Source organism: Embleya sp. NPDC055664 (assembly GCF_053618075.1).
The window spans coordinates 1-25,301 of the sequence record NZ_JBSHGZ010000060.1; the positions used below are offsets into that span (position 1 = coordinate 1).

General features: G+C 69.3%; 19 protein-coding genes, 1 tRNA gene, 1 pseudogene and 1 riboswitch. Of the genes and pseudogenes, 9 read left to right on the plus strand and 12 right to left on the minus strand.

The genetic code is table 11. The features are described 5' to 3' along the window. Window positions 1-212: 212 nt before the first annotated feature. The 4 genes and pseudogenes from ACWGR4_RS46160 to ACWGR4_RS46175 form a co-directional block, all read right to left on the minus strand. Window positions 213-285: transfer RNA gene (locus ACWGR4_RS46160), tRNA-Lys, on the minus strand. A gap of 288 nt (window positions 286-573) precedes the next feature. Further along, window positions 574-1,256: pseudogene (locus ACWGR4_RS46165) on the minus strand (DUF72 domain-containing protein). Window positions 1,257-1,427: 171 nt separating this feature from the next. Continuing rightward, entirely contained in the window at window positions 1,428-2,522 is a 1,095-nt protein-coding gene (locus ACWGR4_RS46170; RefSeq protein ID WP_380003483.1) for a C40 family peptidase, read from the minus strand. Between the two features lie 8 nt (window positions 2,523-2,530). Next, a riboswitch (cyclic di-AMP (ydaO/yuaA leader) is annotated at window positions 2,531-2,669 on the minus strand. A gap of 485 nt (window positions 2,670-3,154) precedes the next feature. After that, entirely contained in the window at window positions 3,155-3,622 is a 468-nt protein-coding gene (locus ACWGR4_RS46175) for a winged helix-turn-helix transcriptional regulator (protein ID WP_380003484.1), read from the minus strand. Window positions 3,623-3,827: 205 nt separating this feature from the next. Between ACWGR4_RS46175 and ACWGR4_RS46180 the strand changes: the two genes are divergently transcribed. Next, on the plus strand, window positions 3,828-5,186 hold the full coding sequence (locus tag ACWGR4_RS46180; RefSeq protein ID WP_452134023.1) for an MFS transporter: 1,359 nt from the start codon (window positions 3,828-3,830) through the stop codon (window positions 5,184-5,186). A 64-nt stretch (window positions 5,187-5,250) separates the two neighbouring features. Here ACWGR4_RS46180 and ACWGR4_RS46185 read toward each other — a convergent pair whose 3' ends face one another. Beyond that, window positions 5,251-6,933: an MFS transporter gene (locus ACWGR4_RS46185; protein ID WP_452134333.1), complete on the minus strand. Its 1,683-nt coding sequence runs from the start codon at window positions 6,931-6,933 to the stop codon at window positions 5,251-5,253. A 245-nt stretch (window positions 6,934-7,178) separates the two neighbouring features. Here ACWGR4_RS46185 and ACWGR4_RS46190 point away from each other — a divergent pair, with 245 nt between their 5' ends. Further along, window positions 7,179-7,670, plus strand: a complete 492-nt coding sequence (locus ACWGR4_RS46190; RefSeq protein ID WP_452131883.1) for a MarR family winged helix-turn-helix transcriptional regulator — start codon at window positions 7,179-7,181, stop codon at window positions 7,668-7,670. Between the two features lie 57 nt (window positions 7,671-7,727). On the opposite strand, the gene ACWGR4_RS46195 is transcribed toward ACWGR4_RS46190, so the two are convergent. Further along, a complete protein-coding gene (locus ACWGR4_RS46195; protein ID WP_452131882.1) occupies window positions 7,728-9,125 on the minus strand; it encodes an MFS transporter in 1,398 nt (465 codons plus the stop codon). Window positions 9,126-9,281: 156 nt separating this feature from the next. Here ACWGR4_RS46195 and ACWGR4_RS46200 point away from each other — a divergent pair, with 156 nt between their 5' ends. Continuing rightward, complete coding sequence (locus tag ACWGR4_RS46200; RefSeq protein ID WP_452131881.1) at window positions 9,282-9,851, plus strand: CGNR zinc finger domain-containing protein; 570 nt, start codon at window positions 9,282-9,284, stop codon at window positions 9,849-9,851. 240 nt (window positions 9,852-10,091) lie between these two features. On the opposite strand, the gene ACWGR4_RS46205 is transcribed toward ACWGR4_RS46200, so the two are convergent. Both ACWGR4_RS46205 and ACWGR4_RS46210 read right to left on the minus strand, forming a co-directional pair. Then, a complete protein-coding gene (locus tag ACWGR4_RS46205; RefSeq protein ID WP_452131880.1) occupies window positions 10,092-10,409 on the minus strand; it encodes a hypothetical protein in 318 nt (105 codons plus the stop codon). A gap of 518 nt (window positions 10,410-10,927) precedes the next feature. After that, a complete protein-coding gene (locus tag ACWGR4_RS46210) occupies window positions 10,928-11,473 on the minus strand; it encodes a hypothetical protein (protein WP_452131879.1) in 546 nt (181 codons plus the stop codon). Window positions 11,474-12,372: 899 nt separating this feature from the next. Here ACWGR4_RS46210 and ACWGR4_RS46215 point away from each other — a divergent pair. After that, window positions 12,373-13,566: a macrolide family glycosyltransferase gene (locus ACWGR4_RS46215; RefSeq protein ID WP_452131878.1), complete on the plus strand. Its 1,194-nt coding sequence runs from the start codon at window positions 12,373-12,375 to the stop codon at window positions 13,564-13,566. Between the two features lie 97 nt (window positions 13,567-13,663). Here the strand turns inward: ACWGR4_RS46215 and ACWGR4_RS46220 are convergent, their stop codons facing one another. After that, complete coding sequence (locus ACWGR4_RS46220; protein WP_452131877.1) at window positions 13,664-14,524, minus strand: NAD(P)H-binding protein; 861 nt, start codon at window positions 14,522-14,524, stop codon at window positions 13,664-13,666. Window positions 14,525-14,729: 205 nt separating this feature from the next. Here ACWGR4_RS46220 and ACWGR4_RS46225 point away from each other — a divergent pair, with 205 nt between their 5' ends. Then, a complete protein-coding gene (locus tag ACWGR4_RS46225; protein ID WP_380003493.1) occupies window positions 14,730-15,137 on the plus strand; it encodes a winged helix-turn-helix transcriptional regulator in 408 nt (135 codons plus the stop codon). A 112-nt stretch (window positions 15,138-15,249) separates the two neighbouring features. Here the strand turns inward: ACWGR4_RS46225 and dnaE are convergent, their stop codons facing one another. Then, window positions 15,250-18,798 carry a DNA polymerase III subunit alpha gene (gene dnaE / locus ACWGR4_RS46230; RefSeq protein WP_452131876.1) on the minus strand — a complete coding sequence of 1,183 codons (3,549 nt, stop codon included), beginning with the start codon at window positions 18,796-18,798 and terminating at the stop codon, window positions 15,250-15,252. 208 nt (window positions 18,799-19,006) lie between these two features. Beyond that, window positions 19,007-19,348 carry a DUF2277 domain-containing protein gene (locus ACWGR4_RS46235; RefSeq protein WP_380003495.1) on the minus strand — a complete coding sequence of 114 codons (342 nt, stop codon included), beginning with the start codon at window positions 19,346-19,348 and terminating at the stop codon, window positions 19,007-19,009. A gap of 632 nt (window positions 19,349-19,980) precedes the next feature. On the opposite strand from ACWGR4_RS46235, the gene ACWGR4_RS46240 reads away from it, so the two are divergent. Further along, entirely contained in the window at window positions 19,981-20,856 is an 876-nt protein-coding gene (locus ACWGR4_RS46240) for a PP2C family protein-serine/threonine phosphatase (protein WP_452131875.1), read from the plus strand. Between the two features lie 238 nt (window positions 20,857-21,094). Continuing rightward, window positions 21,095-22,321 (plus strand): LLM class flavin-dependent oxidoreductase, encoded by a 1,227-nt coding sequence (locus ACWGR4_RS46245; protein ID WP_078976065.1) that lies wholly within the window; start codon window positions 21,095-21,097, stop codon window positions 22,319-22,321. Between the two features lie 139 nt (window positions 22,322-22,460). On the opposite strand, the gene ACWGR4_RS46250 is transcribed toward ACWGR4_RS46245, so the two are convergent. Then, window positions 22,461-23,138, minus strand: coding sequence for a DedA family protein (locus tag ACWGR4_RS46250; RefSeq protein WP_452131874.1), 678 nt, complete (start codon window positions 23,136-23,138; stop codon window positions 22,461-22,463). Between the two features lie 255 nt (window positions 23,139-23,393). Here ACWGR4_RS46250 and ACWGR4_RS46255 point away from each other — a divergent pair, with 255 nt between their 5' ends. Both ACWGR4_RS46255 and ACWGR4_RS46260 read left to right on the plus strand, forming a co-directional pair. Next, window positions 23,394-23,930, plus strand: coding sequence for a hypothetical protein (locus tag ACWGR4_RS46255; RefSeq protein ID WP_126636536.1), 537 nt, complete (start codon window positions 23,394-23,396; stop codon window positions 23,928-23,930). 81 nt (window positions 23,931-24,011) lie between these two features. Next, window positions 24,012-25,157, plus strand: a complete 1,146-nt coding sequence (locus ACWGR4_RS46260) for a CapA family protein (RefSeq protein ID WP_380003499.1) — start codon at window positions 24,012-24,014, stop codon at window positions 25,155-25,157. Window positions 25,158-25,301: the final 144 nt, after the last annotated feature.

Consider the following 25,301-nt stretch of genomic DNA (forward strand, 5'->3'; position numbering starts at 1 on the left):
TCTGCGGGCGGGGGGTTTTATACTCGTGGGGGGTCTCCCCCGTTTGGGCTCCGCCGCCGCTTCGGCGCATCCAGTGAAGGCCACGACCTCGAATCGTGTGGCGCAACGCGGCGTGGAGTCGGATGTACAAAATGTGTACGCACCCAGGGAGGTACAGAATCCGTCCTGGGGACTCGCAGGCCGTTGACCAGGGTTGGAGAGGGTGGAAGCGGTGGGCCGTCAGGGGATCGAACCCTGAACCCGCGGATTAAAAGTCCGCTGCTCTGCCAATTGAGCTAACGGCCCCGTCGGGCGTCCGGCGGTGATCCGCTTTTTGCCCACCGGCAGAGTACCGGTATCGGATCGAACATGCTGCGAGTATCCCCGGACACGCCGTGACCTGCGGGGATGTGGGCTTGTACGGGCGGGAGCGTGGGGCGCCGCGAAACGGTCGGAGTGTGCAAAATGGACGCACATGGCTGCCGTTCACCCTCCCGTCGGGCCCTCGGCGATGGCCATACCGTTACCGTCCGTGGTCGGTCCGGTCGATCGGCCGGTCGGACCCCTCGCCGTTCGACGACACGATCCGGGTCCCTACCCGTCGAGTAGGCCGCGCATTGTTTCGGCTGCCCGGGCGGCTGCGTCGGCACAACAATTGTTGAACAACACGTGTATCCGGTCGACGGTTTCGGCCGGCATGCGCACTCGGGGCACCCACTCGGCCAGTTCCGCGCTCGTATAGGTGTGGCGGAACCGTTCTTCCTTCGACCCACTCCCCCAGGCCCGGTTGCGGCCGTGGAAGCGAACCACCGCCAGCTCGGGCGTGGTGGCCACGGCAACCGGGGGGATGGACGTGGGCAGCGACTGCGCCGTGTCGACCGCCACCGCGGCGACACCGAGGCGTTCGAGGAGAGCCGTCGTCGCGGCGCGATGTTCGTCCTGCCACCAGAGCGGATGCCGGAACTCGACGGCGAGCGGCCACCCTTGCGCCCGCTCGACGCAGTCGTGGAGGAAACGTGTGGCAGCCGAACCGGGCGCCAAGGACGGCGGGAACTGAAAGAGCAACGTGCCGAGACGTCCTGCCTCGCGCAACGGCAGCAGCGCCCCGCTGCGGGTGCTGGGCAACGCGTAGTAGGTCGCGTCCACCTCGACCACCGGGAACTGCCGGGCGTAGTGCGAAGTCGGTGTTCCGCGTCCCGGCATTCGGCCGGATACCAACCACTGGAGACCAAGGCGGAGTCGGTCCACGAGCTCGTGCCCACCGATATACGATCCATGGCCCACACGCCTACCCCGGTTCCCGGAACCTTCCGCACGGCAAGGCAGGGCAAGGCAACCCGAGATACCGCGTGCCCCGAGGCACCGGCAGCGCCGACAACGACGATCGGTCCGGGAGGGGTGCTCGCCCCCTCCCGGACCGATCGTCGGTGTAGCGCGGTCGGGTGGGTCTAGCCCGGTCGGACGGCCGCGTAGAACGGCATCGAGTCCAAGGGGGCCTCGGTCACGTTCTTGCCGGGGCGGGGGGCGTGGATGATCTTGCCGTTGCCGATGTACATGCCCACGTGCGAGTTGTCCGAGAAGTAGAACACCAGGTCGCCCGGCTTGAGCGCGTCCTTGGAGATCCGCGGGCCGTCGTTGACCTGGGTCCACGTGGTGCGGCTGAGCGAAACGTTGGCGGCTCGCCACGAGGCCTGGGTCAGGCCCGAGCAGTCGTACGAGTCGGGGCCCACGCCTCGCGGCGCGTACGGCTTGCCGATTTGGGCCCGCGCGAACGCGATCGCGGCCGCCGCCCGGCCGGACACGGGGACGTCCTTGCCCGTCGTCGGCGGCGGGTCCGTCTTGTCGCGCGAGCTGCGGTCGGTCTCGGTGCGCGAACCCGCGTCGTTCTTGTGCTCGTTCGAGTCGAGGACTTCCTTCTGCTGCTGCGCGGTGAGCGTGTTCAGCAGGCGCTGTGCCTCGGTGAGCTTGTTCTGGATCTCGCCCTTGTGCCGGTTCAGCTCGGTGCGCAGCTTCTCCAGTTCCGCGAGCTGCGAGGAGGCCTCGGTGCGGTCCTGCTGGAGAACTCGGGCCTGCGCCGCGATCTGCTTCAGCTTCGCGGCCTGCTGGCCGTCGAGCTGGGACAACATCTGCGACTTCTGCAGGTATCCCTCGGGGTCGCCGCTGAGCGCGAGCGAGAGCGAGGGCGGCAGACCGCCGCTGCGGTACTGATTGGCCGCCAGGACACCGATCTGGTCGCGCAGCGTGTTGAGCGCGGCCTGTTCCTCGGTGATCCGGGCCTGGGTCTGGTTCGCGGTGCCCTGCTGCTTGGTGATCTGCTCGTCGACGCCGTTGGCGGCTTCGGTGGCCTTGATCGCCTCGCTGTGCAGCTGGTTGACGCGGTCCTTGGTCTGCTGGAACGACTGCGCGGGGTCCGCGCTCGCGGTGCCGGCGAAGGTCATCACACCGGTCATCGTCGCGGCGGCCGTGACCACGGTCGCGGCGGTACGCACGGCGGTGCGGGGCTTGGGCTTGCGGTGCTGCCCGGATCGACGCTGGGACGCCACTGGCGGCGGTCTCCTTCCTCGGCCGCCTACCGGGTTAGCTGACGGGTTCGGGCGGAAGAAGGCGCCCTACGGTGCCGGAGCACCGATTCACCCCAGGGACTGTGAAGGGTCCCCGGTTCCGGCTTCGTGTCGCGGCGACCGCGGTTGCCCACCGTCACCGAAACCCGTCACCGAATTCGGCGGAGGCGAACGTGTCGACCGGGTGGCCGACGTGGAGCCGCTCGCCTATCGCAGAACGATAGTCACAGGCGTGTCACGACCCTCACTCGGGGTCTCTGCATTGCCAAAACTTTACCAAGAGTTCCGTTTCACCCGTCGTCGTATCACAGGAAAAGCACTCGGAATCCCGAAAGTCGATCTTGGGCCGATTTGGCAACGATTGGTGGCAAGGATCTGCCGTCCGACCTCCGCAAACGTCGCCGCACCCGCGAAATGGGCCGCCTACGGGGTTACCACGCGCCAGGCTCCGCTGTTTCGCCCGGCTTGCCTGTCCTTTTCGAACCGGGCATTCGCAAGGCCCGGCCGATCCGAGGCGAATACGCACATCGAGCGACATCGAGCGGCATCGAACAGGTGCGGGCAGACCCCGAACCCGGATTCGAAAATCGACCCCCGGTCCGGCGCCGTGCCCACTACCCCGACACCGACCGCCCCGCCGCCGCCACCGCCAGATCGCCTTCCGCTCCCACACGCGCGTCGTACTCCGCCCGCGCCTCGGCGATACGTTCCTGATGTTCCTCGGTCCAGGTGACCAGCGAGCGGATCGTGGTGTGCAGCGTGGTCCCCATCGGGGTGAGCGCGTAGTCCACCCGAGGCGGCACGACCGGATACACCGTGCGGCGCACCAGGCCGTCGCGTTCGAGCTGGCGCAGCGTCACGGTGAGCATGCGCTGGCTGATCCCGTCGATCTCCCGCCGCAACTCGGTGAAGCGCAACGTACGGCTCTCCAGGATCGCGATCACCAGAAGCGACCACTTGTCGGCGACCCGGTCGAGGATCTGCCGGACCTCGCACCCCTCGCGCACGTCCCACTGGAGGGCGTCGTAGTCCTCCTGGTTACTCGGGCAGGGGGTCGGTTCCTTCGAAGTGCCTTCTTCCATGGAAGTCGATGCTGCCGAAGGATGGGGTCGGTTACAAGAGGGAACCGGGTTCGTCCGAAGAACCGACCCCCGGTGCCCCGATCCCACCGCAATCCCACCCACCCGCGTCCCGAGGGGCTGTCGCATGTCCACATCCACGTCCGCACCCGGCAGCGCCACCGAATCCGCCCCCGAATCCGCCGCCGGCGACACCCCCGCCGGCCGCATGAGCCCCCGCGCCTGGGGCATGCTGCTCGTCCTCTGCGGCGCGATCTTCCTCGAGGGCATCGACATCGCGATGCTCAACGTCGCGCTGCCCACCATCCGCGAGGACCTTGGCATGTCCACCGGTGGCGTGAGCTGGGTGATGAGCGCGTACGTGCTCGCCTACGCCGGCTTCATGCTCCTCGGTGGCCGCACCGCCGATCTGCTCGGCCGGCGGCGGATGTTCCTCTTGTGGCTGAGCGTCTTCCTGGTCTTCTCCGGCCTGGGCGGATTCGCCACCGAGGGCTGGATGCTGATCGTGGCCCGCTTCGTGACCGGCGCCTCGGCCGCCTTCATGACCCCTGCCGGGCTGTCCATCATCACCACCGGCTTCCCGGAGGGGCCGCAGCGCAACCGGGCACTGCTCTTCTACGCGGGCACCGCCGCGGGCGGCTTCTCGCTCGGCCTGGTGATCGGCGGACTGCTGACGGCGATCGACTGGCGGCTGGTGTTCTTCGTACCGGTCGCGCTCGCCGCGGTGATCCTGGCGGCGGCGTCGGCGCTGATCCCCCGGGACGAGCGGCCCGAGGCCGGCGGGGGCTTCGACCTCGTCGGGGCGATCAGCGTGACCGGTTCGATGTTGCTGCTGGTCTACGGCGTGGTCCGGCTCGAACACCCCGCCGACGGCCCGGGCTGGACGATCGTGGTCTTCGCGGGCGGGCTCGCCCTTCTGCTCGCCTTCGTGGCCGTCGAACGACGCGCGGCGAATCCGCTGGTACGCCTCGGCATCCTGCGCTCGGGCGCGCTGGTCCGGGCGAACCTGGGCGCGATGTTGTTCGCGGGCTCGTTCTTCGGCTTCCAGTTCATCGCGGTCTTCTACCTCCAGGAGATCCGCGGCTGGTCGACCCTGGAGACCAGTTTCGCGCTGCTCGCGGTCGGGGCGGACGCGGTACTCGCGCCGACGCTGACACCGAGGCTGGTGGAGCGCTTCGGGAACCTGCGGGTGATCCTCGGCGGGATGGTGGCCGCCGCCGCGGCGTACGCGCTGTTCCTGTCGATCGACGGCGACACCTCCTACGTGGCGATGTTCCCGACGATGCTGCTGCTCGGTCTGGCCTTCGCGCTGGCGTACGGCCCGCTCACCATCGCCGCGACCGACGGCATCGACGAGGACGAACAGGGCCTGGCCGGCGGACTCCTTTACACCGCCTTCCAGTTCGGCGCGGCGCTGGGCCTGTCGACGGTCACCGCGGTCCTGGCCGGTGCGGGCGGCTCCGAGCTGGACGGCTTCCGGACGGCACTCATCGTGCCGCTGGTCGGGGTGGCGCTGGGCGCGGCGGTGACCGTGTTCGGACTGCGCGGGCGACGGGCGGCGGCCTAGCCGAGTCGCCCCACAGCCGACGAAGCCGCTCGCCGATGCGCGAGCGGCTTCGTCGAATCGGGACTCAGGCCCCGCCCGAGCCCGCCCCCGAACCGGTACCGGCCGCCACCGTCGCGGCGGAGCCCTGCGCCGGCACCCGGCCCGACGTTCCCGGACCCGACGCCAGAACGGCCGTACTCCCGTGCGGCTTCGCCCGCCGCACCCCGATCGTCAGCACCGTGATCACGGCGGCCGCGAACATGCCCACCCCGGCGATCGTCATGCAGACGTGCATCGCGTCCACGAAGCTGTCGCCGATCGCGCCGAGCGCCCTGCCCGTGGGCTCGGGAGCCAGACCCAGATGGCCGGCCGCCGACAATCCCTCGTCCGACACGGCCGCGCGCACGTGTTCGCGGTCGGCGTCGGCCAGCCCGGAGTCGGCCAGGTGCCCCGGCAGTCCCGCGCTGATCCGGCTGGTCAATACCGCGCCCAGGACCGCCGGGCCGAGCGCGCCGCCGAGTTGGCGCAGCGTGTTGTTGCCCGCGCTCGCCATGCCGGCCAGGTGGTGCGGGACGCTGCTCACCGCGATCGAGGTGATCGGCGTCATGACGAAGGCGAAGCCGATACCGATCACCGCCAACGGGGCGATCAGCGCGGCGAATCCGGTGTCCTTGTCCAGCGTGTTCAGGGCCAGCATGCCGATCCCGGTGAGCACCAGGCCGCCGGTCAGCAGCAGGCCCGGGGCGATCCGCCCGACCAGCCGGCCGACCACCGGGCCGAACACCACGCCGAGACCGTTGACGAGCAGGAAGCGGTAGGCGATCTCGAGGGCGCTCAGGTGCTGGACGTTGCCGAAGAACAGGCTGAGCGAGAAGACGATCCCGACCAGGCCGAACATGGTCAACATGGTCACCACACCGGCGCCGCTGAAGGCCCGCGAGGAGAACAGGTCCAGCGACAACATCGGCGTCGCCGAACGGCGCTCGACCCACACGAACGCCACCAGACCCAGCACCGCGAGCGCGAACGCGGCCAGGACCGGTCCGTGCGTCCAGCCGCTGGTGCCGCCCTCGATCACGCCGTAGATCAGGCCGGAGATCGCCACGATCGCGGTGAGCTGACCGGGGACGTCGATCGCCCGGCCGCGCGCCGAGCGCGAGTCCTCCAGGAGCGCCGCCGCGATCACCGAGCCGATCAGGCAGATCAGTACCGTCGGCGCGAAGACCCAGCGCCAGGAGGCGTGTTCCAGGATCGTCCCGCTCACCAGCGGGCCCAGGGACATGCCCAGGCCCAGGGACGCGGCCCACGCGGATATCGCCTTGGCCCGGGCCCGGAAGTCGGGGTAGGCGTGGCTGATCAGCGCCAGGCTGGAGGTGAGCAGGGCCGCGCCGCCCGCGCCGGAGAGGGCCTGGCCCACCCAGACCTGGGCCACGCTGTGCGCGGTCAGGTTGACGGCCGCGCCGACGGCGAGCAGGCCGAGCCCGGCCAGGAACGCCTTCTTGCGCCCGTACAGGTCGCCGATCAGGCCGAAGGTCAGGATCAGCGCCGCCATCGGCAGGATGAAGAAGTCGCTGATCCACTGGAGATCGCTCGTGGACGCGCCGAGCCCGCGCTGGATGGTCGGCAGGGACACCGCGACCCCGCCGATGGGCACGTACGAGGCGAAGACCCCGAGGCAGGCGAGCACCACGGTGAGCGCCGGCCGGGCCACGGCCCCGGTCGGCGGCGGACTCGTTGCGGACGGGGTGGACTGCGGGGTCGTGGACATGGTGAGACAGCCTTCCAAGTAATCGAAGGCTGTCAAGTTATCAGAAGCCTGCTAACTTGTATGCATACTTAGAACATGCCTGCCTCCTGCGAATATGCGCGTCGTCTGGGAACATGCACCTCACCTGCGAATATGTACGTCGACGTGGCCCGGCCGGGGGAGGGACGTGCCCTACGGTGACCGGTGAGGCACCCACGGGGTGCGGACCCCGGCACCCCCGGCCGTACGAAGAAGGGAAACGTGTGATGCCCGCCCACCGGGAAGTCGCCGCCGCCGCGTGGAGCGAGCAGCTGCCCCATCTGCTCTGGCGCGCCCAGCAGTCGGTACAGCGACTGCTCAACGAGCGCCTGGAAGGCATCGGCGTCTCGATCAACCAGCTGGGCCTGGCCGGTCGGCTCGACGAGAACGGCGCGTTGTCCGCCGCCGACCTCGCCCGCGCGCACCACATCACCCCCCAGAGCGTGACCACCGCGATGCTGGCCCTTGAGCGTGTCGGCTGGATCGTCCGCCGCCCGCACCCGGTACACAAGCGGGTGGTCCTCCTGGAACTGACCGGACTCGGCAGCGCCGGCGTCGCCGAGGGCCGGCGCGTGGTCAAGGACGTCGACGGCATGATCAGCCGGACGATCGGCCCCGAGGCGGCCGAGGTGTTCGCCGAGAACCTGCGCATGCTCAGCGCGATCATCGACGGCCCGGACGTCCCGGCGGGCAGAATGTGGCCGGAACCGCCGCACTGAGAAGGAGTCGGGCGACCCGGGCCGCCGCGCCCACCGCGACTCACCCGGGGGCGCCGCCTAACGTGTCCTCGGCTCCTTCGTCGGCGTTTCCTGCGACCCGGTCTTCTCTGCCCCCGTCTCCTCCGCCCCCGTCTCCTCCGCCCCGGGCACGCGGAACGCGGGGGCCAGGCGGGCGTCGGTGACCACCCGCAGGTACGGCGGGATCGTCGCGGCGGCGGCGACGGCGAAGGCCAGGAACGCCGCCCGGACGCCGAACCACTCGGCGAGCACGCCGATCAGGCCCGCGCCGACGGGGATCGCACCCCAGCCGAGCAGGCGGGCGGCGCCGCTGTAGCGGCCCATCATGTGCTCGGGGACCAGGTTCTGCGCGATCAACCGGGCGTTGACCGACCACAGCGTGCCGCCCAACCCGCCGACGAACGCCGCGCCGGCGATCGCCCACATCGCGGTGGTCACCGCCGGCACCGCCATCATCACGATCGTGGCGATCAGGTCGGCCAGCATCACCCGCCGGTGGCCCAGCAGCCGGTTCAGCCGGCCCACCAGCACCGCCCCGAGCAGTCCGCCGACGCCGAGCGCGCTCAGCACGACCCCGTACTCCCGGGCGGACATCTGCATCGTGTCGTGCGCGACCAGCGGCATCAGCGCCAGCCACGCGCCCCAACTCGCGAACAACACGGTGAGGATCAGCGTCATCGTGCGCAGGAGGCGATGCCCCCAGAGGTAACGCAGCCCCTCGGCGATCTGCGCATTGACCGTGGCGGGCGCATCGAGCCCATCCGACCCCCCGGACCCACCCTCGCCCTCCACCCCCGCCCGCCCAACCGCCCGAAACCGCCCGGTCAGCAAAAGCAGCAACAAACTCGCGGCAAGGTACGCAACCCACGTCGCCCCCAACGCCAGACCGGTGCCCGCGGCCAGCAACAACCCACCGACGAACGGCCCCGCGAACTCGTTCGCGGCCGTCTCCGCCCCGGTGATCAGCGCGTTGGCCCGCTCCCGATCCGCCCTCGGCACGATCACCGGGACCAGCGCCGCGGTCGAGGTCAGCGCGATCACCTCGGCCACGCCGAGCACGAGGCCGCCGAGCCCCAGCACGACGATGCCGGCCTCGCCCGCCAGAACGATCGCAAGCAGCCCCCCGATCGCCATCAGCCGCAGCCCGCCGGCCAGCCACAACAATCGACGCCGGTCGACCCGATCCACCAGCACGCCCACGTGCAACGCCACCAGCAACCACGGCAGCGACAGGGCCAGCGACACCAGCGTGACCAACGCCGGCGAATCGGTGGCCCGGGCGGCCAGCACCGGCAACACGATCTTGGTGATGCCGTCGGCCAGGTTGGTGACCACGGTGAAGGCCACCAGAACGGCCGTGTTCCGCGCCCGAGGACCGCCCTCGCGTGGTGCGGCGGACTCGACGTCCCGCTCGGTTCGCCCGCCCCGCAAGGCCATCGCCCACCCCTAACCACCAAAGCCGTTTACCGGTTGACCCGACTTCCGTGGATCCTGGCATCGACCCGCGCGCAGCGTCAACCGGTAAAAGCGATAGCCGGTTAGTCGCAGTAGGGTGGGACCGGCGACCGAATCGACCCGAAACCGGAGGCGCCGATGCCCGAGGCACCCGCCGCGGCCCTGCTCGTCCAGGCGTTCGTCAACACGGTCGACGTCGAGCTCGGCACCGACGACGTGGACACGCCCGCCCGACTCGGCGCATGGCTGGCCGAGCAGGGGCTGCTCGATCCCGACGTCCCGATCGGCCCCACCGAGTACGCCGCCGCGCTCGCACTGCGGGCCGGACTGCGCGAACGGCTGGGCGTACCCGTCGGGGACGCACCCGACCCGGACCTGCTCCGGCGCGCCGACGAGGTGGCCCGTGCATTGCCCCTGGTCGTCGAACTGGGCCACGCCGACCACCCCGCCGCCCTCGTGCCGAGCCCCGAACTCCCGCCCGTACAGCGGGCATTGGCCGAGCTGACCATCGCCTGGAGCACCCTGGTCGGCAGCGGCGAGGCGACCCGCCTCAAGCGCTGCCCGGAGCACGGCTGCCACTGGGTCTTCTGGGACGTCTCCAAGAACCGCAGCCGACGCTGGTGCTCGATGCGCGTATGCGGAAACCGCACCAAGGCCCGCCGCTACGCGGCCAGACACGCCGATCCCACCGACACTCCGAGCCCGTAATACTCCCGCCGGATCCGGGAGCCCGGGATCCCGGGTGAGCATGCCTCTCGGCATCATCGTGAGCACTGCGGTGGTCACGGTGGGGTCGAACCATCCGGGGCGCGGGATGCGCGTCGGCGGCAGTCGGACAGGGTTCGGTGGGCCGGAGCGAGGTCGTCGGCGCCTGGGTGTGAGCGCAGGGTGGGCAGATGGGCGCCGGGCCCGAAACGATACCCGGCTACACCTCGCGCACTGGCGCCATCAGTGTCCGCACCGAACCATCGCAACATCCCCGGCGGATTTGTCGACCACGACGAACCACCCCGCGAGGCGTGCGTAGGCAAACACCGAGAACTCGGCCTTGACCTCGTCGTCGGCAACCTGCTCGTCGTCGACTGGGCGGGTGGGGTGAGACGGGATGACGGCGCCGCGATCATCTGCGCGCGAACTCTGCGGGAGGACGGCTGAGAATGCCGCCCTCCCGGCGTCGCCGAACTTACTCGGTCGGAGTGTGCGGTCCTTCCTGGGTCCAGGCACGACGAACCTTGTGCCAGGACTCGATGAGGTCTGGGAGAGCATCGAGAACGCTCTTCAGCCCCATGATGGACAGAGTTACAACGGTGGCGATTGCCGCGACTGTGGTCGCGATGAGGGTCGTCAGCATCGGTAACGAGTTCTCCGTATCGACTCGGAGACGGATCGGACCGATGCACGCGGGCAGCCTCAGCCCGACCACGCCAAAAACGGTGGTCTGGACTGAGTCGCGCCGACTGCCAAAACTCAGGTCGTAGCGCATGGGAGGCATGACGCCTCGACGACACAAAAATTCCAAGATCGCCACGTGCGTGTTCACGACCCGCCGTCGGCGCAGGCCGTAGCTCTATCACGACACCTCGACTGGCTGACATTTAAGACGGTCCGGTACGAGGTGTTTGGCTAGGAACTCACCTACCGTACAGACGGGTTCATGCCCAGCGCCAACGGATTGAGTCGCACGGTCAATGAGCCGTAGCGCGCCAAGTGGGCGACCGCGACCTCGGAGACCGATCGCTGCTCGGCGGTGGCCCGTTCCGCCGGGATGAGCCATACGCCCTCGGCTATGCGGACGTGCCTGTTCCGTCTGCCGGCCCCTGCCACGCGGCGGATGCCGTGCCCGCCCCGGGCTGCGGACTCGGGTTCGTCCGCTCAGGTGACGGCGTCTCTGCTTCGACATCGATCGGTGCATCGACGTGGCCGGTCGACTCGCGCTGTGGGCCCGGCGCCTGGTCGAGGCTGCCGGGCCCACGTACGTCGAGGTTGCACCGTCCGGTCGCGGAATCCACATCTGGAGGCTCGGCGACGTTGAAGGCGGGCGCGTCGTCGCGGTCGAAGGGATTTGGAACGCCGCGGCTTACTGGGCCGGTCGGTACATCATGCGGACTCGAGATGCCTTTGAGGCCGCGCCCGTTGTCTTGGCCGACCTCGGGCCACTGCTTGGCCGGTCGGTCGCTTGAACGTCCGCGAACCTCGTGCCACTTGTCCGTAGTTTTCGCCACCTCGTCGAGGAGGTCGCGAACGTGAGGTAGCAGGGTTTTGAGGCCCAAGATGGCTGTGGTGGCGACGATCCCTAACGTGGTGATCCATGCAAGGACAGGGTTGCTCATCGTGCTTCTCCGACTCCTGCTGTCACGGCAGTCGAGTCGGTGGGCGGGCAGGCTCACTCAGCTCGAACACCGTAAACCGATGGCGAGACTGAGTCCTGTCGGACCGCCAAGAACTCAAGCAGGCTGCTCAGGAGCCTCTTGCACGTCATTCGCAGCAGCGAACGACCACTTCACACACTGGACACCTTCATCGCCAATGTCCGGTCTCGGCTCTGGAGTCACGCCCGGTTACGAGCGTTTTATTCGGTGTGTTGGAGCACGAGAATCCTATCGGACATCCGGCGGCCAAGGGCCGATGGGAGTTCGCGCGAACTGTGCCTCCGCGCCGCGAAGTTCGGCGCGACGGTCGAGGACCGTGCGCGGCTTCGGATGACCGTCGAGGTCCCTGCGGACGAAGCCGAGAGTGGTATAGCCGCAACTGGACGCGGCGAACGTGACGGACATCCGGTCGTGCCGGACTCGCCTGCACCTGCTCTGCGACTCGGGGATGTGCGACCTCCCGGCCACCTGAGCCATGGCTGGGCAGAACACCTTCGGCTCCGCGCCGACGTCGACTCACAGATGGCTCGGCGACGCTGGGCGCCTCCCGGGCCGGTCGCCGAACCGCCGGCATCACCCCGACACGGCGACTCATGCGTCGGGCGACGCTCGGTCGAGCGGAGCCCCGGCGGGTACTGGTCGAGGCTTTGCGTTGCATGCCGGGAAGGGGCTCGGAAAACCGGTTGGGGCGTGGTGAGGGCTTGGGTACGGTGGGTGGCATGTACTTCGTTCAGATCTACGGCTGACTTCGGCCGGGGCTTTGCCCTGATTCGTTCGCACCGGGCGCATGTGTTTCATGCCGGCGTCCGGGTTGTTGAGCTGTCGTGTCGATTCGCCGTGGGTTTGGAAAGAGAGTGCTCATGCCTCGTCGTTTTGGTCATGCCGTGCACACCGCTCATATCGCGATGATTGGCATACCTGCCGTCAGTCACGTGTTGCCGGGTTTGGAAGTTGTGCGCGAGCTTGTGGATCGTGGGCATCGGGTGACCTATGCCAATGACCCGGTCGTTGCCGATCTGATTGCGCCGACCGGGGCGGAGTTCGTGGCGTATCGGTCTACCTTGCCGGTTGCGGACAATGGGTGGCCCGATGATGCGATCGGGGCCATGGGGGTTTTCCTGGATGATGCGATCCAGGCGTTGCCGCAGTTGCGCGCGGCTTACGACCGTGACCCTGCCGACCTGTACCTGTACGACATCGGTGCCTATGCGGCGCGGGCCCTTGCCGAGGTTCAGGGGCGGCCGATCGTGCAGTTGTCGCCGACGTATGTGGCCTGGAAGGGCTACGAGGACGAGGTGTTGCCCGGGATGAAGGCGTTGCCGGGGGCGGATGCCTACTGGGCGCGATTCGCCGACTGGCTCGCCGGCTCCGGGGCGACCACCACCGATGTGGACCGCTTCGGCGGCCGGCCGCGACGGGTCGTGGCCACCGTGTCGCGGGCCATGCAACCGTTCGCCGACCGGGTCGACACCGACGTGGTCGACTTCGTCGGGCCGTGCCTGGGTCGCCGTGCGGATCAGGGGGATTGGCGGCGTCCCGCCGACGCGAAGCGGGTGTTGCTGATTTCGCTGGGTTCGGCCTTCACCCGGCAGCCGGAGTTCTATCGGAGCTGCCTTGCCGCGTTCGGCGATCTGCCGGGGTGGCACGTGGTGTTGCAGATCGGTCGGTACGTCGACCCGGCCGATCTCGGCGAGTTGCCGGGCAACGTCGAACTGCACTCGTGGGTCCCGCAGTTGGCCATTCTCGAACAGGCCGACGCATTCGTCACGCACGCCGGGATGGGCGGGTGCGGCGAGGGGCTGATGACCGGAGTGCCGATGATCGCCGTGCCGCAGGCCGCCGATCAGTTCGCGAACGCGGATCGCCTCGTCGAACTCGGCGTGGCCCGTCGACTGGACACCGCGGATGCCACACCCGAGGCCCTGCGCGGCGCCCTCCTCGCGCTGACCACCGACCCGGCGGTGGCCGCCCGCTCCGCCGAACTGCGGGAGCGGGCCCGGGCCGAGGGCGGCACCGAGCGTGCCGCCGACCTGATCGAGGCCGAGCTGGGCTGACCGGGGACACCGGCCGCACGACGAAGCGCCCCGAACCCGGCTCGATGCCGGGTCCGGGGCGCCTCTTCGTGCGGAAAAGGCCCGAACGGGTCGCCGCTCAGCCCTTCAGCGCCGCCGCGACCGTGTCCGCGAGCGGGGTGGTCGGGCGGCCGAGGAGGCCGGACAGGTCGCCGGTGATGCCCGCGAGCGCGCCCTCGGAGACCCGCAGGTCGGCGTCGACAAGGAGTTCGACCAGGAACGGCGGGAGGCCGACACCGGTGAGGATCTCGCCGTACTTCTCCGCCGGCAGGTTCGCGTACGCGACCTCCTTGCCGCTCTGCCGCGCCGCCTCGGCGGCCAGCTCGGCCAGGCTCCAGTTGGTGTCGCCGGTCAGCTCGTACACCTTCCCGGCCTGGTCGTCGGCGAGCAGCACGATCGCGGCGGCCTCGGCGAAGTCGATGCGCGCGGCGGAGGCTATCCGGCCCTCGCCGGCCGAACCCGCGACCGCGCCGCGCTCGACGGCGCCGGCGAGCGAGCCGGTGTAGTTCTCGGTGTACCAGCCGTTGCGCAGCAGCACGCTGGGCAGGCCGGAGGCGGCGATTCGCGCCTCGGTGTCGCGGTGCACCCGGGACAGGCCGAGGGGGCTGTCGCTCGCGGAGTAGATCGACGTGTAGAGCAGCTGGCCGACCCGGGCCTCGGTGGCGGCGGCGACCACGGCGGCGTGGTGCGCGATCCGGTCCGCCTCGGGGCCGGTGGAGGACACGAACAGCAGCTTGTCCGCGCCGGTGAAGGCCGGTACCAGCGTCTCGGGCTTGCTGTAGTCGGCCTCGCGCACCTCGACCCCTCGGGCCGCGATGTCGGCGGCCTTGGCCGGCGTGCGCACCGCCGCGACGATCTCCGAGGCGGGCGTGCCCCGGTCGAGCAGGGCGTCGATGACGAGGCGGCCGAACTGCCCGGTGGCTGCGGTGACGACGATCATGATGCGTTCCTCTCTCCCGCGCACCGAACCCGTCGCCCGGCCGCTGCCCAAACGATGGCACTAACTTTTAGAAAGTGCAACCTGTGAGAGGGCGCGGCTTTCTGGTGAGTGCCTGCATGTGGAGAGTGCATCACTTTTGAAAGCACTGGTTCGGAGGTAACCTCGACAGATGCAGTCGCAGTCGCAGTCGACGAAGGGGGTAGCGATGGAAGCCGAGACCGAGACCAGGACCGGTCCGGACCCGACCCCGGAGTTCGAGTTCGACGTCTTCGCGAAGGAGTGCGGCTCGCGCACGGCCATGGAGCACATCACCGGCCGCTGGGGCGTGCTGGTCCTGGGTGGGCTCTACGACGGCCCGATGCGCTTCAACGCGCTGCGTCGCCGGGTGGACGGGGTCAGCGAGAAGATGCTCGCGCAGACGTTGCAGGCCCTGGAGCGGGACGGTTTCGTGCTCCGCGAGGTGCACAGCACGATCCCGCCCCGGGTCGAGTACACGCTGACCGACATGGGCAGTGCGACGGCGGCCAAGCTGCTCGACCTGATCGAGCACCTGGAGGGTCACATGGCTCGGGTGCTGCTCGCCCGCGAGGAGTACGACCGGACCCACGGCTGAGCCGTTCGGTCCGCGCCGGGCGGGCGCCGGCGTCCACTACGCCCGAGGGGTCGGGACCACGGGATTCACCCCCGTGGTCCCGACCCCTTCGGTCGGTCCGGTCCGGCCGGGCTCAGATGCTCCAGACGCCCGCGCCGAGCATCGACTTGATCTCGCCCGCCAGGCCTCCCTCGGGGTTGACCCGGAAGTCCAGGTTGTAGCGGGTGCGCATGCGCGCGCTCTCCAGGATCAGATGCACCGGGTTGTCGCCGGGGTGCGAGGACAACACCCGCTTGATGTCCTTCACCAGCTTCTCGTTGACCTTGGTGGTGGGCAGCCGCAGGCACACCGGCGCCTTGCCGCCGTGTTCGGCCGAACCGATGTCGAGCGGGACCAACTCCGAGCCGAACACGCTGAGCGCGCCGTCGCGTTCGTTGAGTCGACCCTTGATGCTGACCGCGACGTCCTCCTCGAGGGCGTGTGCGACGAGGGTGTACGACTGCGGGAAGAACAGCACCTCGATCTCGCCGTCGTGGTCGGCGAGGTTGATCATCGCCCAGGGCGAGCCGCTCTTGTTCACCTTGCGCTGGATGCCGGTGATCAGCCCGGCGAGTTGCACGTTGCCCTCGGTCCGGCCGGAGTTCTTCAGCTCGGTGATCGAGGTGTCGCGGTGTCGGGACAGGATGTGCTCGGCGCCGTCGAGCGGGTGGGCGGAGACGTACAGCCCGAGCATCTCGCGCTCGGTGGCCAACTTGAGCTTGCGCGGCCACTCCTGGTCGGTGAGCGTGAAGTCGAGCCCGACGGCCGGCTCGTCCGCCGCCTCGTCGCCGCCGCCGAACAGGTCGTATTGGCCTGCGGCCTCCTGCTTCTTCAGCCCGACCACCGCGTCGAGCGCCTGCTCGTGCACGTCGACCAGGGCTCGGCGGGTGTGCCCGAGCGCGTCGAACGCCCCGGCCTTGACCAGGGATTCGACCGCGCGCTTGTTGCAGGCGGGCAGGCCGATCTTGGTCAGGAAGTCGGCGAAGGAGTTGAACTTGCCCTTGCTCGTGCGGGCTTCGACGATGTCGTTGATGACGTTGTCGCCCACGTTGCGGATGGCCCGCAGGCCGAACCGTACGTCGGACCCGACGGCGGTGAAGTCGGCCACCGACTCGTTGACGTCGGGGGAGAGCACCCGGATGCCGGCCGAGCGGGCGTCGGCCAGGTACATCCCCATCTTGTCCTTGTCGTCGCCCACCGAGGTGAGCAGCGCGGCCATGAACTCGGCGGGGAAGTTCGCCTTGAGGTAGGCCGTTTGGTAGGACACCAGGCCGTAGGCGGCGGAGTGCGACTTGTTGAACGCGTAGCCGGCGAACGGGACCAGCACGTCCCAGACGGCCTGGATCGCCTCGTCGCCGTAACCACGTTCGCGGCAACCCGCCTGGAAGGGGATGAACTCCTTCTCCAGGACTTCCTTCTTCTTCTTGCCCATCGCGCGGCGGAGCAGGTCTGCTTGGCCGAGGCTGTAGCCGGCCAGCACCTGCGCGGCGCGCTGTACCTGCTCCTGATACACGATCAGACCGTAGGTGGGGCCCAGGACTTCGTTGAGCGGCTTCTCCAACTCCGGGTGGATCGGCGTGATTTCCTGCTGGCCGTTCTTGCGGAGCGCGTAGTTGATGTGCGAGTTCATGCCCATCGGGCCGGGGCGGTACAGCGCGGAGACCGCGGAGATGTCCTCGAACTCGGTCGGCTTCATCAGCTTGAGCAGCGCCCGCATGGGACCACCATCGAGCTGGAACACGCCCAACGTGTCGCCGCGGGAGAGCAGTTCGAAGGTGACCGGGTCGTCGAGCGGGATCTTCTCGATGTCGACGTCGATGCCCCGGTTGGCCTTGATGATCTTGATGGCGTGGTCGATGATGCCCAGGTTCCGCAGACCCAGGAAGTCCATCTTGACCAGGCCCATGGCCTCGCACGACGGGTAGTCGAAGCCGGTGATGATGACGCCGTCCTTGTCCCGCCGGTGCAGCGGGATCAGGTCGATCAGCGGCGTGGAGGAGAGGATGACGGCCGCGGCGTGCACACCGGTGCCCCGGGTCAGGCCCTCGATGCCGCGCGCGGTGTCGATCACCATCTTCACTTCGGGGTCGGACTCGTACAGCGCGCGGATCTCGCCGGCCTCGGTGTAGCGCGGGTGGTCCTTGTCGAACATGCCGGCCAAGGGCATCGACTTGCCCATGATGTCCGGCGGGTAGGCCTTGGTGATGCGGTCGCCGGTGGCGAACGGGAAGCCCAGGATGCGGCTGGAGTCCTTGATCGCGGCCTTGGCCTTGATCGTGCCGAAGGTGTTGACCTGCGCGGTGTACGCGGACCCGTACTTCTCGGTGACGTAGCGCACCATCTGGTCGCGCTGGCGGTCGTCGAAGTCGATGTCGACGTCCGGCGGGTTGATCCGCTCGGGGTTGAGGAAGCGCTCGAACAGCAGGTCGTAGTCGAGCGGGTTCAGGCCGGTGATACCGGTCAGGTAGGCCACCATCGAACCGGCGGCGGAGCCTCGGCCGGGGCCGACCGGGATGCCGTTGTCCCGGGCGTACTGGCAGATGTCGGCGACCACGAGGAAGTAGGAGTCGAAGCCCATGGGCGTGATCACGCCCATCTCCAACTCGATCCGGTCCAGCACCTCCTGGCTCGGGTTGTCGCCGAACCGGTGCTTCAGGCCCGTGGCGATCTTCTTGCGCAGGTAGCTCGCCTGGGTCTCGCCCTCCGGGACGTCGAACTGCGGCATCCGGTTGACCTCGGCGAAGACCTCGTCGTAGGGCTGGATGCGCTCGGCGATCGCGAGGGTGTTGTCGCACGACTCGGGCATCTCGGCGAACAGCCGGCGCATTTCGTCGGAGGTCTTGATGTAGTAGCCGGTGCCGGCGAACTTGAACCGGTTCGGGTCGGCCTTGTTCTTGCCCACGCCCACGCACAGGAGCGAGTCGTGCGCGTCGGCCTGGTCCTCGGTGACGTAGTGCGAGTCGTTGGTGGCCAGGAGCGGGATGTTCAGCTCCTTGGCGATCCGCAGCAGGTCCTGACGGACGGTGCGCTCGATGTCGAGGCCGTGGTCCATCAGTTCGAGGAAGTAGTTCTCCTTGCCGAAGATGTCCTGGTAGGTCGAGGCCGCCTTGATCGCCTCGTCGTACTGGCCCAGGCGCAGGCGGGTCTGCACCTCGCCGGACGGGCAGCCGGTGGTGGCGATGATGCCCTCGTGGTGCTCGGCGATCAGCTCGCGGTCCATTCGGGGCTTCATGTAGTAGCCCTCGATGGACGCCAGGCTGGAGAGCCGGAACAGGTTGCGCAGGCCCTGGGGGTTCTCCGCCCACATCGTCATGTGGGTGTAGCGGCCGCCGCCGGAGACGTCCTTGCCGCCCTCGCCGTCCTCGCTCGGCGCGCGTTTGCCGCCGGGGGCCCAGAACTCGGGGCGGCGGGCGTGGCGGGTGCTGGGGGCGACGTACGCCTCGATGCCGATGATCGGTTTTACGCCGTGTTTTTTGGACGTGCCCTGGAACTCGTAGGCGCCGAACATGTTGCCGTGGTCGCTCATGGCCACCGCCGGCATGCCCTGGCGGGCCACCTCGGCGAACAGCTTGTCGTTCTTCGCCGCTCCGTCCAGCATCGAGTATTCGGTGTGGACATGCAGGTGAACGAACGAGTCAGACACGGTGTGTGAGGCTCCTCGGAGGGGCGGCGGGGACCATCCACCATAACGCGGCCGGGGGCGGCAAACGGGTGTCCGAGGCCGATGTCCGCGGTGCCTCGGCGAAGGCTTTTCCGAGTCGTTTCCTGGCCGTATCCGGGTGGGCCCGGAGTGGGCTGCGGCGGGGTTTGTGGGGCGGTTGGGGTGGGTTTGGTGTGGGATTTGGAGTGAGTTAGGCCGTTTTGGTGGGGGCGTGATCGTGGGGGTGGTCGTGAGTGTGGTCGTGGGCGTGGTCGGGCGTCCGGGTGGTGGCTTCGGCGGCTTGGGCGGTGGCTGCGCGGCGGCGGAGTGGGGGCAGGGTGGGCGGGGGTTGGCGGCGTTCGGGGAGTTCGGCGAGTAGGGCCTTGGTGGCTTCGGTGATGGTGGCGACGGCGCGCTCCACGGCCTCCTCTGTGCGGGGTGAGGTGGTCTGGACGCCGCTCACTTTGCGGACGTATTGACGGGCGGCGGCTTCGATCTCGACGTCGGTGGCGGCGGGGTCGAGTCCGCGGAGCGTCGTGATGTTTCTGCACATGCCTTTCAGGCTAGGCGGGGTGGCCGACATGTGGCCTGGGCCGGCGGTGGAGGCGGGTGTGGTCCCCGGCCGGTCTGCGGCCCGCCTTGTCCTCAAGCGCCGGACGGGCTGGGTTTGCTCGGGTTGACGGTGTCGGGTGTGGGCGCCCGATGCGCCCGATGCGCCCGTGCCGGCCTGCGGCCCGCTTGTCCTCAAGCGCCGGACGGGCTGGGTTGGTCGGGTTGACGGTGTCGGCTGTGGGCGCCTGATGCGCCCGTGCCGGCCTGCGGCCCGCTTGTCCTCAAACGCCGGACGGGCTGAATTTGGCTTGCTCGGGCCGTGACTTGGGCTGTCGGGTGTCGTTCTTCCCCGCGACCCCGCGACCCCGCGACCCCGCGACCCCGCGACCCCGCGACCCCGCGACCCCGCGACCCCGCGACCCCGCGACCCCGCGACCCCGCGATGGCGTAATGGCCGTTGCCTTCCTGCGGTTGGGGCGTTGGGGTTTGTGGTGGTGTGGGCTGGGAGGAGTGGTCGTGGTCGGCGGTGCTTCGGGGGCCGGGCGGTTGGTGGTTTCGTCGGGGACGCGGGATCACCGGTACGACCCCGCGACCGCCTGGCGGGTTTATCAGCAGGAGGACGGCAGCCTCACCGTGAGTACGGACGCCTGGCAGGAGGAGGCGCACACGCTGATGGCGATCCGCACCGACTGGTACGCGGATGCCGCGGCCGCGTCGGCCGCCGGGGGGATGCCGCCGGACGTGGCGGGTCGGGTCAGCCGCGCGCTCGGCGCCGAGCCGGTCGCGCCGCCGCCGTACCGCGACTTCGCCGAGGCGTTTCGCGCGGGGGTGTCGCCGTCCCATCCGGAACCGGTCGGCGGCCTGGACCTGGCCGTGCGGCATCGGCCCGCGCAGGACGAGTTCGGCGTGGGCGGCGACTGGTACGACGTGTTCACCCTCGACGACGGCCAGGTCGCGCTCGTGGTCGGCGACGTCCAGGGGCACGGCGCGGGCACGGCGCCGATCATGGCCAGGATCCGGACCCTGCTGCACGCCTACGCGGTGGTCACCCCCGACCCCGGCCGGGCCCTCGCCCTGGTGAACGACTTCCTCGACCGTTTCCCCGGCCCGGCCCACGCCACCTGCACGCTGGCCTACCTGGACCCGGCGACCGGCCGGCTCCGGGTCGCCCGCGCCGCGCACCCGCCGCTGCTGCTCGCCGACCCGGCCGGGACGCCGCGGATCGAGGACGTCGAGGGCGGTCTGCCCCTGGGCATGCTCGCGGACCAGGCGTATCCGTGTACGACCCTGACCATGGCCCCGGGCGCGACGCTGATCCTGGTCACCGACGGCCTGGTCGAGGGCCCGCAGCTGTCCCTGGACCGCGGCATGGAACGCCTGGCGCACCGCTTCGAGCGCAGCCGCGGCCTGGACCTGGAGGCGACGGCGGAGCGCCTGTTCGGGCTCGCCGATCTGACCGGTCACCGGGACGACGTGACGCTGCTGCTGGCCCGTACGACCGTGCGCTGAACTCCCCACGCCCGGGGGTGTCGAGGGCCACAAAGCCCGCGTTTGCTGGAACTTCGGCCTTTGTCGCGAGAGGATCTGACTATGCGTCAGCTCGATGTCCCGGGCGGCGCCTGGCATCTGACGTGACGTTAGCCACGTGTAAACAAAGTTCGGGCCGACGCTCGCATACTGTCCCGTACGCAGACCTCATACAGGCGTACGCAGCGCCGGTTGAACCAGGCGATTTGGGAGGCTCCACGTGGAGTTCGGCATCTTCCTGAACGGGTACACCCCCGGTCCGGCCGCTCACGATCGCGCGAGCGAGCACCTGGTGCTCATGCGCGAGATGGAATTGGCCATCAAGGCCGACAAGCACAACTGGAAGTACGCCTGGTTCGGCGAGCACCACGGTCTGGTCGAGTACAGCCACATGTCGGCCCCCGAGGTCGTCATCGGCTACGTCGCCGCGAAGACCGAGCGGATCCACCTCGCGACCGGCATCAACAGCCTGTCGCCGCGCAAGGAGCACCCGGTCCGCTACGCCGAGCGCGCCGCGATGATGGACCACATCACCGAGGGCCGCTTCGAGTGGGGCACCGGCCGCGGCGCGGGCAGCCACGAGATGGCCTCGTTCAACATCATGGACAAGAACTCGACGAAGACCGAGTGGGACGAGGTCGTTCGCGAGATCCCGCGGATGTGGGCGCAGACCGACTACACGTTCGAGGGCGACCACTTCACCGTGCCGACCCCGCACGACATCCACCCGAAGCCGTACGGCGAGTCGCACCCGCCGATCTGGGTGGCCTGCGGCAACCCGGCCACCTTCGGCAAGGCCGGCTCGATGGGCATCGGCGCGATCGCCTTCAACTTCGAACCGGTTTACAACCTCAAGGGCCGGATCGAGGCCTACAAGGAAGCCGCCGAGAACCCGGTCGAGATCGTCGGCGACTACCAGAACAACAACGTGATGATGACGAACGCCGTCATCTGTCTGTCCGACCGCAAGCGCGCCCGCGAGATCGCGCTCAGCAAGGGCCGCGGCTACCTGGTCACCCTGGTGAACCTGTACCACGACACCATGCCGAAGTCGGCGGACGCGATCACCTGGCCGTCGCCCACCTTCGACCTCTCGATGGGCGGCGACGAACTGCTCGACCAGCTGATCGAGGGCGGCTACATGTTGGTCGGCACCCCGGACGAGGTGTGCGAGCAGGTCAAGGCGTACCAGGAGGTGGGCTGTGACCAGCTCGTCTTCGGTATCAACGACGGCATGACGCACGAGGAGAACCTCGAGATGATCGAGCTCTTCGGCAACCAGGTCATCCCGGAGTTCGACAAGGACCCGGAGCACTCGACCACCAAGTACCGTCGCAACGCGGTGCCGAAGTTCGGCCGCTTCCAGGGCGCGGGCCCGGACCCCGACCTGAAGGTCGAGGTGCTGCCGACGAGCGCGGTGCTGCCGCTCCCGTACCCCACGGCGTAGCCGAGGTCGATCGGTCGCACGAGTACGAGTCACGCATACGAGCACGAGCACGAGGCCATCGGGGCGTCCCGGTGGCCTCGTGCGTTTCGGCCGCCGGTCTCGCCGCGTGGCGCGGGAGGCGCGGGCGGATCCGGGGCGCCTACGACACCGAGGACTCGGCTCCTTCGCGCGTGTCACCGCCGCCCGGCCGAGTGCCGGCGGCCTTGCGGCGGCGCCGGTTGCGGGCGGTGACGATGCGGCGGGCGACCTCGATCAGGACGGTGATCGCCGCCGCGGTGGCCAGCCCCGCCGCGATGCCCATCAGCGGGTTGTCCTTGAACGCGCTCCCGCCCCAGAAACCGAGCAGTACGCCGTACGTCGCCCAGGCAAGCGCCGCGATCGCGGTGAACGCCCGGAACCGCGCGACCGGGTACTCCACCATCCCGGCGACCAGCGCGACCGCCGTGCGCCCGCCGGGGATGTAGCGGCCGACCACGATCATCACGCCGCCGCGTTCGGCCAGCCACCGTTCCGCCCGCTTTCGGGCCCGTTGTCCGCGCTCGCCGTTGAGCATGTGTTTGTTCGCGAACGGCTCGGCCCAGCGGCCGATCGCGTAGGTGATGTTGTCGCCGAGGAAGGCGCCCAGCGCGCCGGCCGCGATGAGCAGGAAAAGATTGGGCGAGAAGCCGCCGGCGGTGGCGAACACGCCGCACGCGATCAGCGCGCTCTCGCTCGGCAGGATCGGCAACATCGCGTCCAGGAGCGCGGCGAGGAAGACGATCAGGTAGGCCCAGGGAGAGCCCGCGAAGTCCATGATCGGGTCGAACCACGCGTCCACGCTCGCTCCCTCGCCGGTGTGTTCGGTGCCGTTTCCCGACCCGCTCGGATGTCTGTTCGGTGGGCCGCCCCCTTCGGCGGCTACCCCGCGCGTGCGGAATCAAGGCATGGTGCGCCGATCGCTCGAACGTCTGTCACCCTTGATCCCCTCGGTTCGGCCCGACCCGGCCCGGCCCGACATCGACGCGGCCGAACGATCCGGCAGCCGAACAACACAGCCGAACAACACACAGCCGAACAAAACAAGGGACGTGGCATGGACGCCGTTCACGAAGGTCTGGACGCCGTGCGGGCGGAGCTGGTCGGTCTCGGTCGCCCCGTGGTGGCCCTCCTGGAGCCCGGTCTGCCGGCCGAGGCGGTGCACACCCGGATGGGCGCCGGGGTGCCCGCCGAACTGGTCTCCTGGTTCGGCTGGGCCGACGGCACCCGCGAGGAGCCGGACCAGTTGGTGGACGAGGCGTCGTTCATACCGGGCTACGTCCTGGTCAGCCTGGCCGAGGCGCTGGAGTTCCGCGAGGAGGTCGAGATGGACCAGCCGGAGGGTGTGCGGTGGTTGCCGCTGCTGGTGTCCCCGGCCGCCGACTTCTACGCGGCGATCTGGGACGGGACGGACGTGCAGGTGGCCAGTTTCGTCCAGGGCGCGGACGAGCCGATGGTGTACGCGTCCATCCCGTTGATGCTGCGCACGGTCACCGAGAGCTTCCGGACCGGGGCGTTCGAGGTGGACGAGGAGGGCTACTTCGACATGCACCCGGAGCTGTGCGACCGGGTCTACGAGGCGCTGAACGGCTGATGCGTCACACGCGGAGGGGGTAATTCTCGTCACGCTCCGGCGCACGTACGGGCGCGTACGTTGCTGGGCTACCTTGTCCGCGTGCATATACCCCGCCGCCGGACCGTCGCGCTCGGCCTCGCTCCACTGCTGATCGCCGGTCTCGCCTCGTGCGGGTTGATGTCCGATTCGGGCGACTCCGGTGACTCCTCGAAGAAGGTGGAGAACGCTGCGGTGCCCGATCCGGCGGGGTCCTCGGCGGCCCCGGGCGGCGCGTCGGCGCCGCCGCCCGCGCAGGCCGCGCCGGGTACGGAGATCACCGTCGCGCTCGCGGGCGACGTGCACTTCTTCGAGCGCACGGTGCCGCGCCTGAACGCGGGCGCGGAGGGGGCCCTCGGCCCGATCGGTCGCACCCTCGCGGACGCGGACCTGGCGATGGTCAACCTGGAGTCGGCGATCACCGAGCGCGGTACGCCGGAGAACAAGACGTACCACTTCCGGGCCCCGGCGAAGGCGTTGACGGAGCTGAAGACGGTCGGCGTGGATGTGGTCAGCATGGCCAACAACCACGCGGTGGACTACGGCAAGGTCGGCCTGGACGACTCGATCGCCGCGGTGCAGAACCCGCCGATCGGCGTGGTCGGCATCGGCAAGGACGCCGATCAGGCGTATCGCCCGTTCATCAAGAACGTGAAGGGCGTCAAGGTCGCGTTCGTGGCCGCGAGCCAGGTGCAGGACATCACGAACCAGCTCTACCGGGCCGGAGCGGGCAAGCCCGGCATCGCGAGCGCGCTCCAGGCCGATCGGCTGGTGCGGGCGGTGAAGGACGCGAAGGCCCAGGCCGACGTGGTGATCGTGTACATGCACTGGGGCATCGAGGGCGACAAGTGCCCGAGCACGGACCAGACCGGCCTGACCCGCAAGCTCGCCGACGCGGGGGCGGCGGCCGTGCTGGGCACGCACGCGCACGTGATGCAGGGCGCGGGTTGGATGGGCAGCACGTATGTGGGTTACGGCTACGGCAACTTCCTCTGGTACGGCACCTCTCCGTACCCGAACTCGAACGACACCGGCGTCGCGACGCTGACCATCAAGGACGGCAAGGTCGTCGGGGAGAAGTTCACTCCGGCCTCGATCGACAACCGTGGCGTGCCGATGCCGGCGACCGGCGCCGAGGCGAAGCGCATCCTGGACCGCCGGGACACCCTGCGGCCGTGCACGGGGCTGACGGCGACGCCGAAGAAGTAGGCGCGTCGGGGCGGTCGGCGGTCGGCGGACGGGGGCCGTGGGCGTCGTATTTCCGGTGTCGGCGGCCGGTTCGGGTTGCTAGGTTGATTGCCATGTTCCTCCTGTGTGCGTAGGACTCCGCACCGGCCGCGCTCCCGTCGACGG

Excerpts from the sequence above, each read along its gene's own strand:
- ACWGR4_RS46180 (WP_452134023.1), top strand. The coding sequence starts at position 3,828 with ATGAGCCCCCGCGCCTGGGGCATGCTGCTCGTCCTCTGCGGCGCGATC.
- ACWGR4_RS46200 (WP_452131881.1), top strand. The coding sequence starts at position 9,282 with ATGCCCGAGGCACCCGCCGCGGCCCTGCTCGTCCAGGCGTTCGTCAAC.
- ACWGR4_RS46195 (WP_452131882.1), bottom strand. The coding sequence starts at position 9,125 with ATGGCCTTGCGGGGCGGGCGAACCGAGCGGGACGTCGAGTCCGCCGCA.
- ACWGR4_RS46185 (WP_452134333.1), bottom strand. The coding sequence starts at position 6,933 with ATGTCCACGACCCCGCAGTCCACCCCGTCCGCAACGAGTCCGCCGCCG.
- ACWGR4_RS46255 (WP_126636536.1), top strand. The coding sequence starts at position 23,394 with ATGGACGCCGTTCACGAAGGTCTGGACGCCGTGCGGGCGGAGCTGGTC.
- ACWGR4_RS46225 (WP_380003493.1), top strand. The coding sequence starts at position 14,730 with ATGGAAGCCGAGACCGAGACCAGGACCGGTCCGGACCCGACCCCGGAG.
- ACWGR4_RS46220 (WP_452131877.1), bottom strand. The coding sequence starts at position 14,524 with ATGATCGTCGTCACCGCAGCCACCGGGCAGTTCGGCCGCCTCGTCATC.
- ACWGR4_RS46190 (WP_452131883.1), top strand. The coding sequence starts at position 7,179 with ATGCCCGCCCACCGGGAAGTCGCCGCCGCCGCGTGGAGCGAGCAGCTG.
- ACWGR4_RS46210 (WP_452131879.1), bottom strand. The coding sequence starts at position 11,473 with ATGAGCAACCCTGTCCTTGCATGGATCACCACGTTAGGGATCGTCGCC.
- ACWGR4_RS46215 (WP_452131878.1), top strand. The coding sequence starts at position 12,373 with ATGCCTCGTCGTTTTGGTCATGCCGTGCACACCGCTCATATCGCGATG.
- ACWGR4_RS46175 (WP_380003484.1), bottom strand. The coding sequence starts at position 3,622 with ATGGAAGAAGGCACTTCGAAGGAACCGACCCCCTGCCCGAGTAACCAG.
- ACWGR4_RS46205 (WP_452131880.1), bottom strand. The coding sequence starts at position 10,409 with ATGCTCTCCCAGACCTCATCGAGTCCTGGCACAAGGTTCGTCGTGCCT.
- ACWGR4_RS46235 (WP_380003495.1), bottom strand. The coding sequence starts at position 19,348 with ATGTGCAGAAACATCACGACGCTCCGCGGACTCGACCCCGCCGCCACC.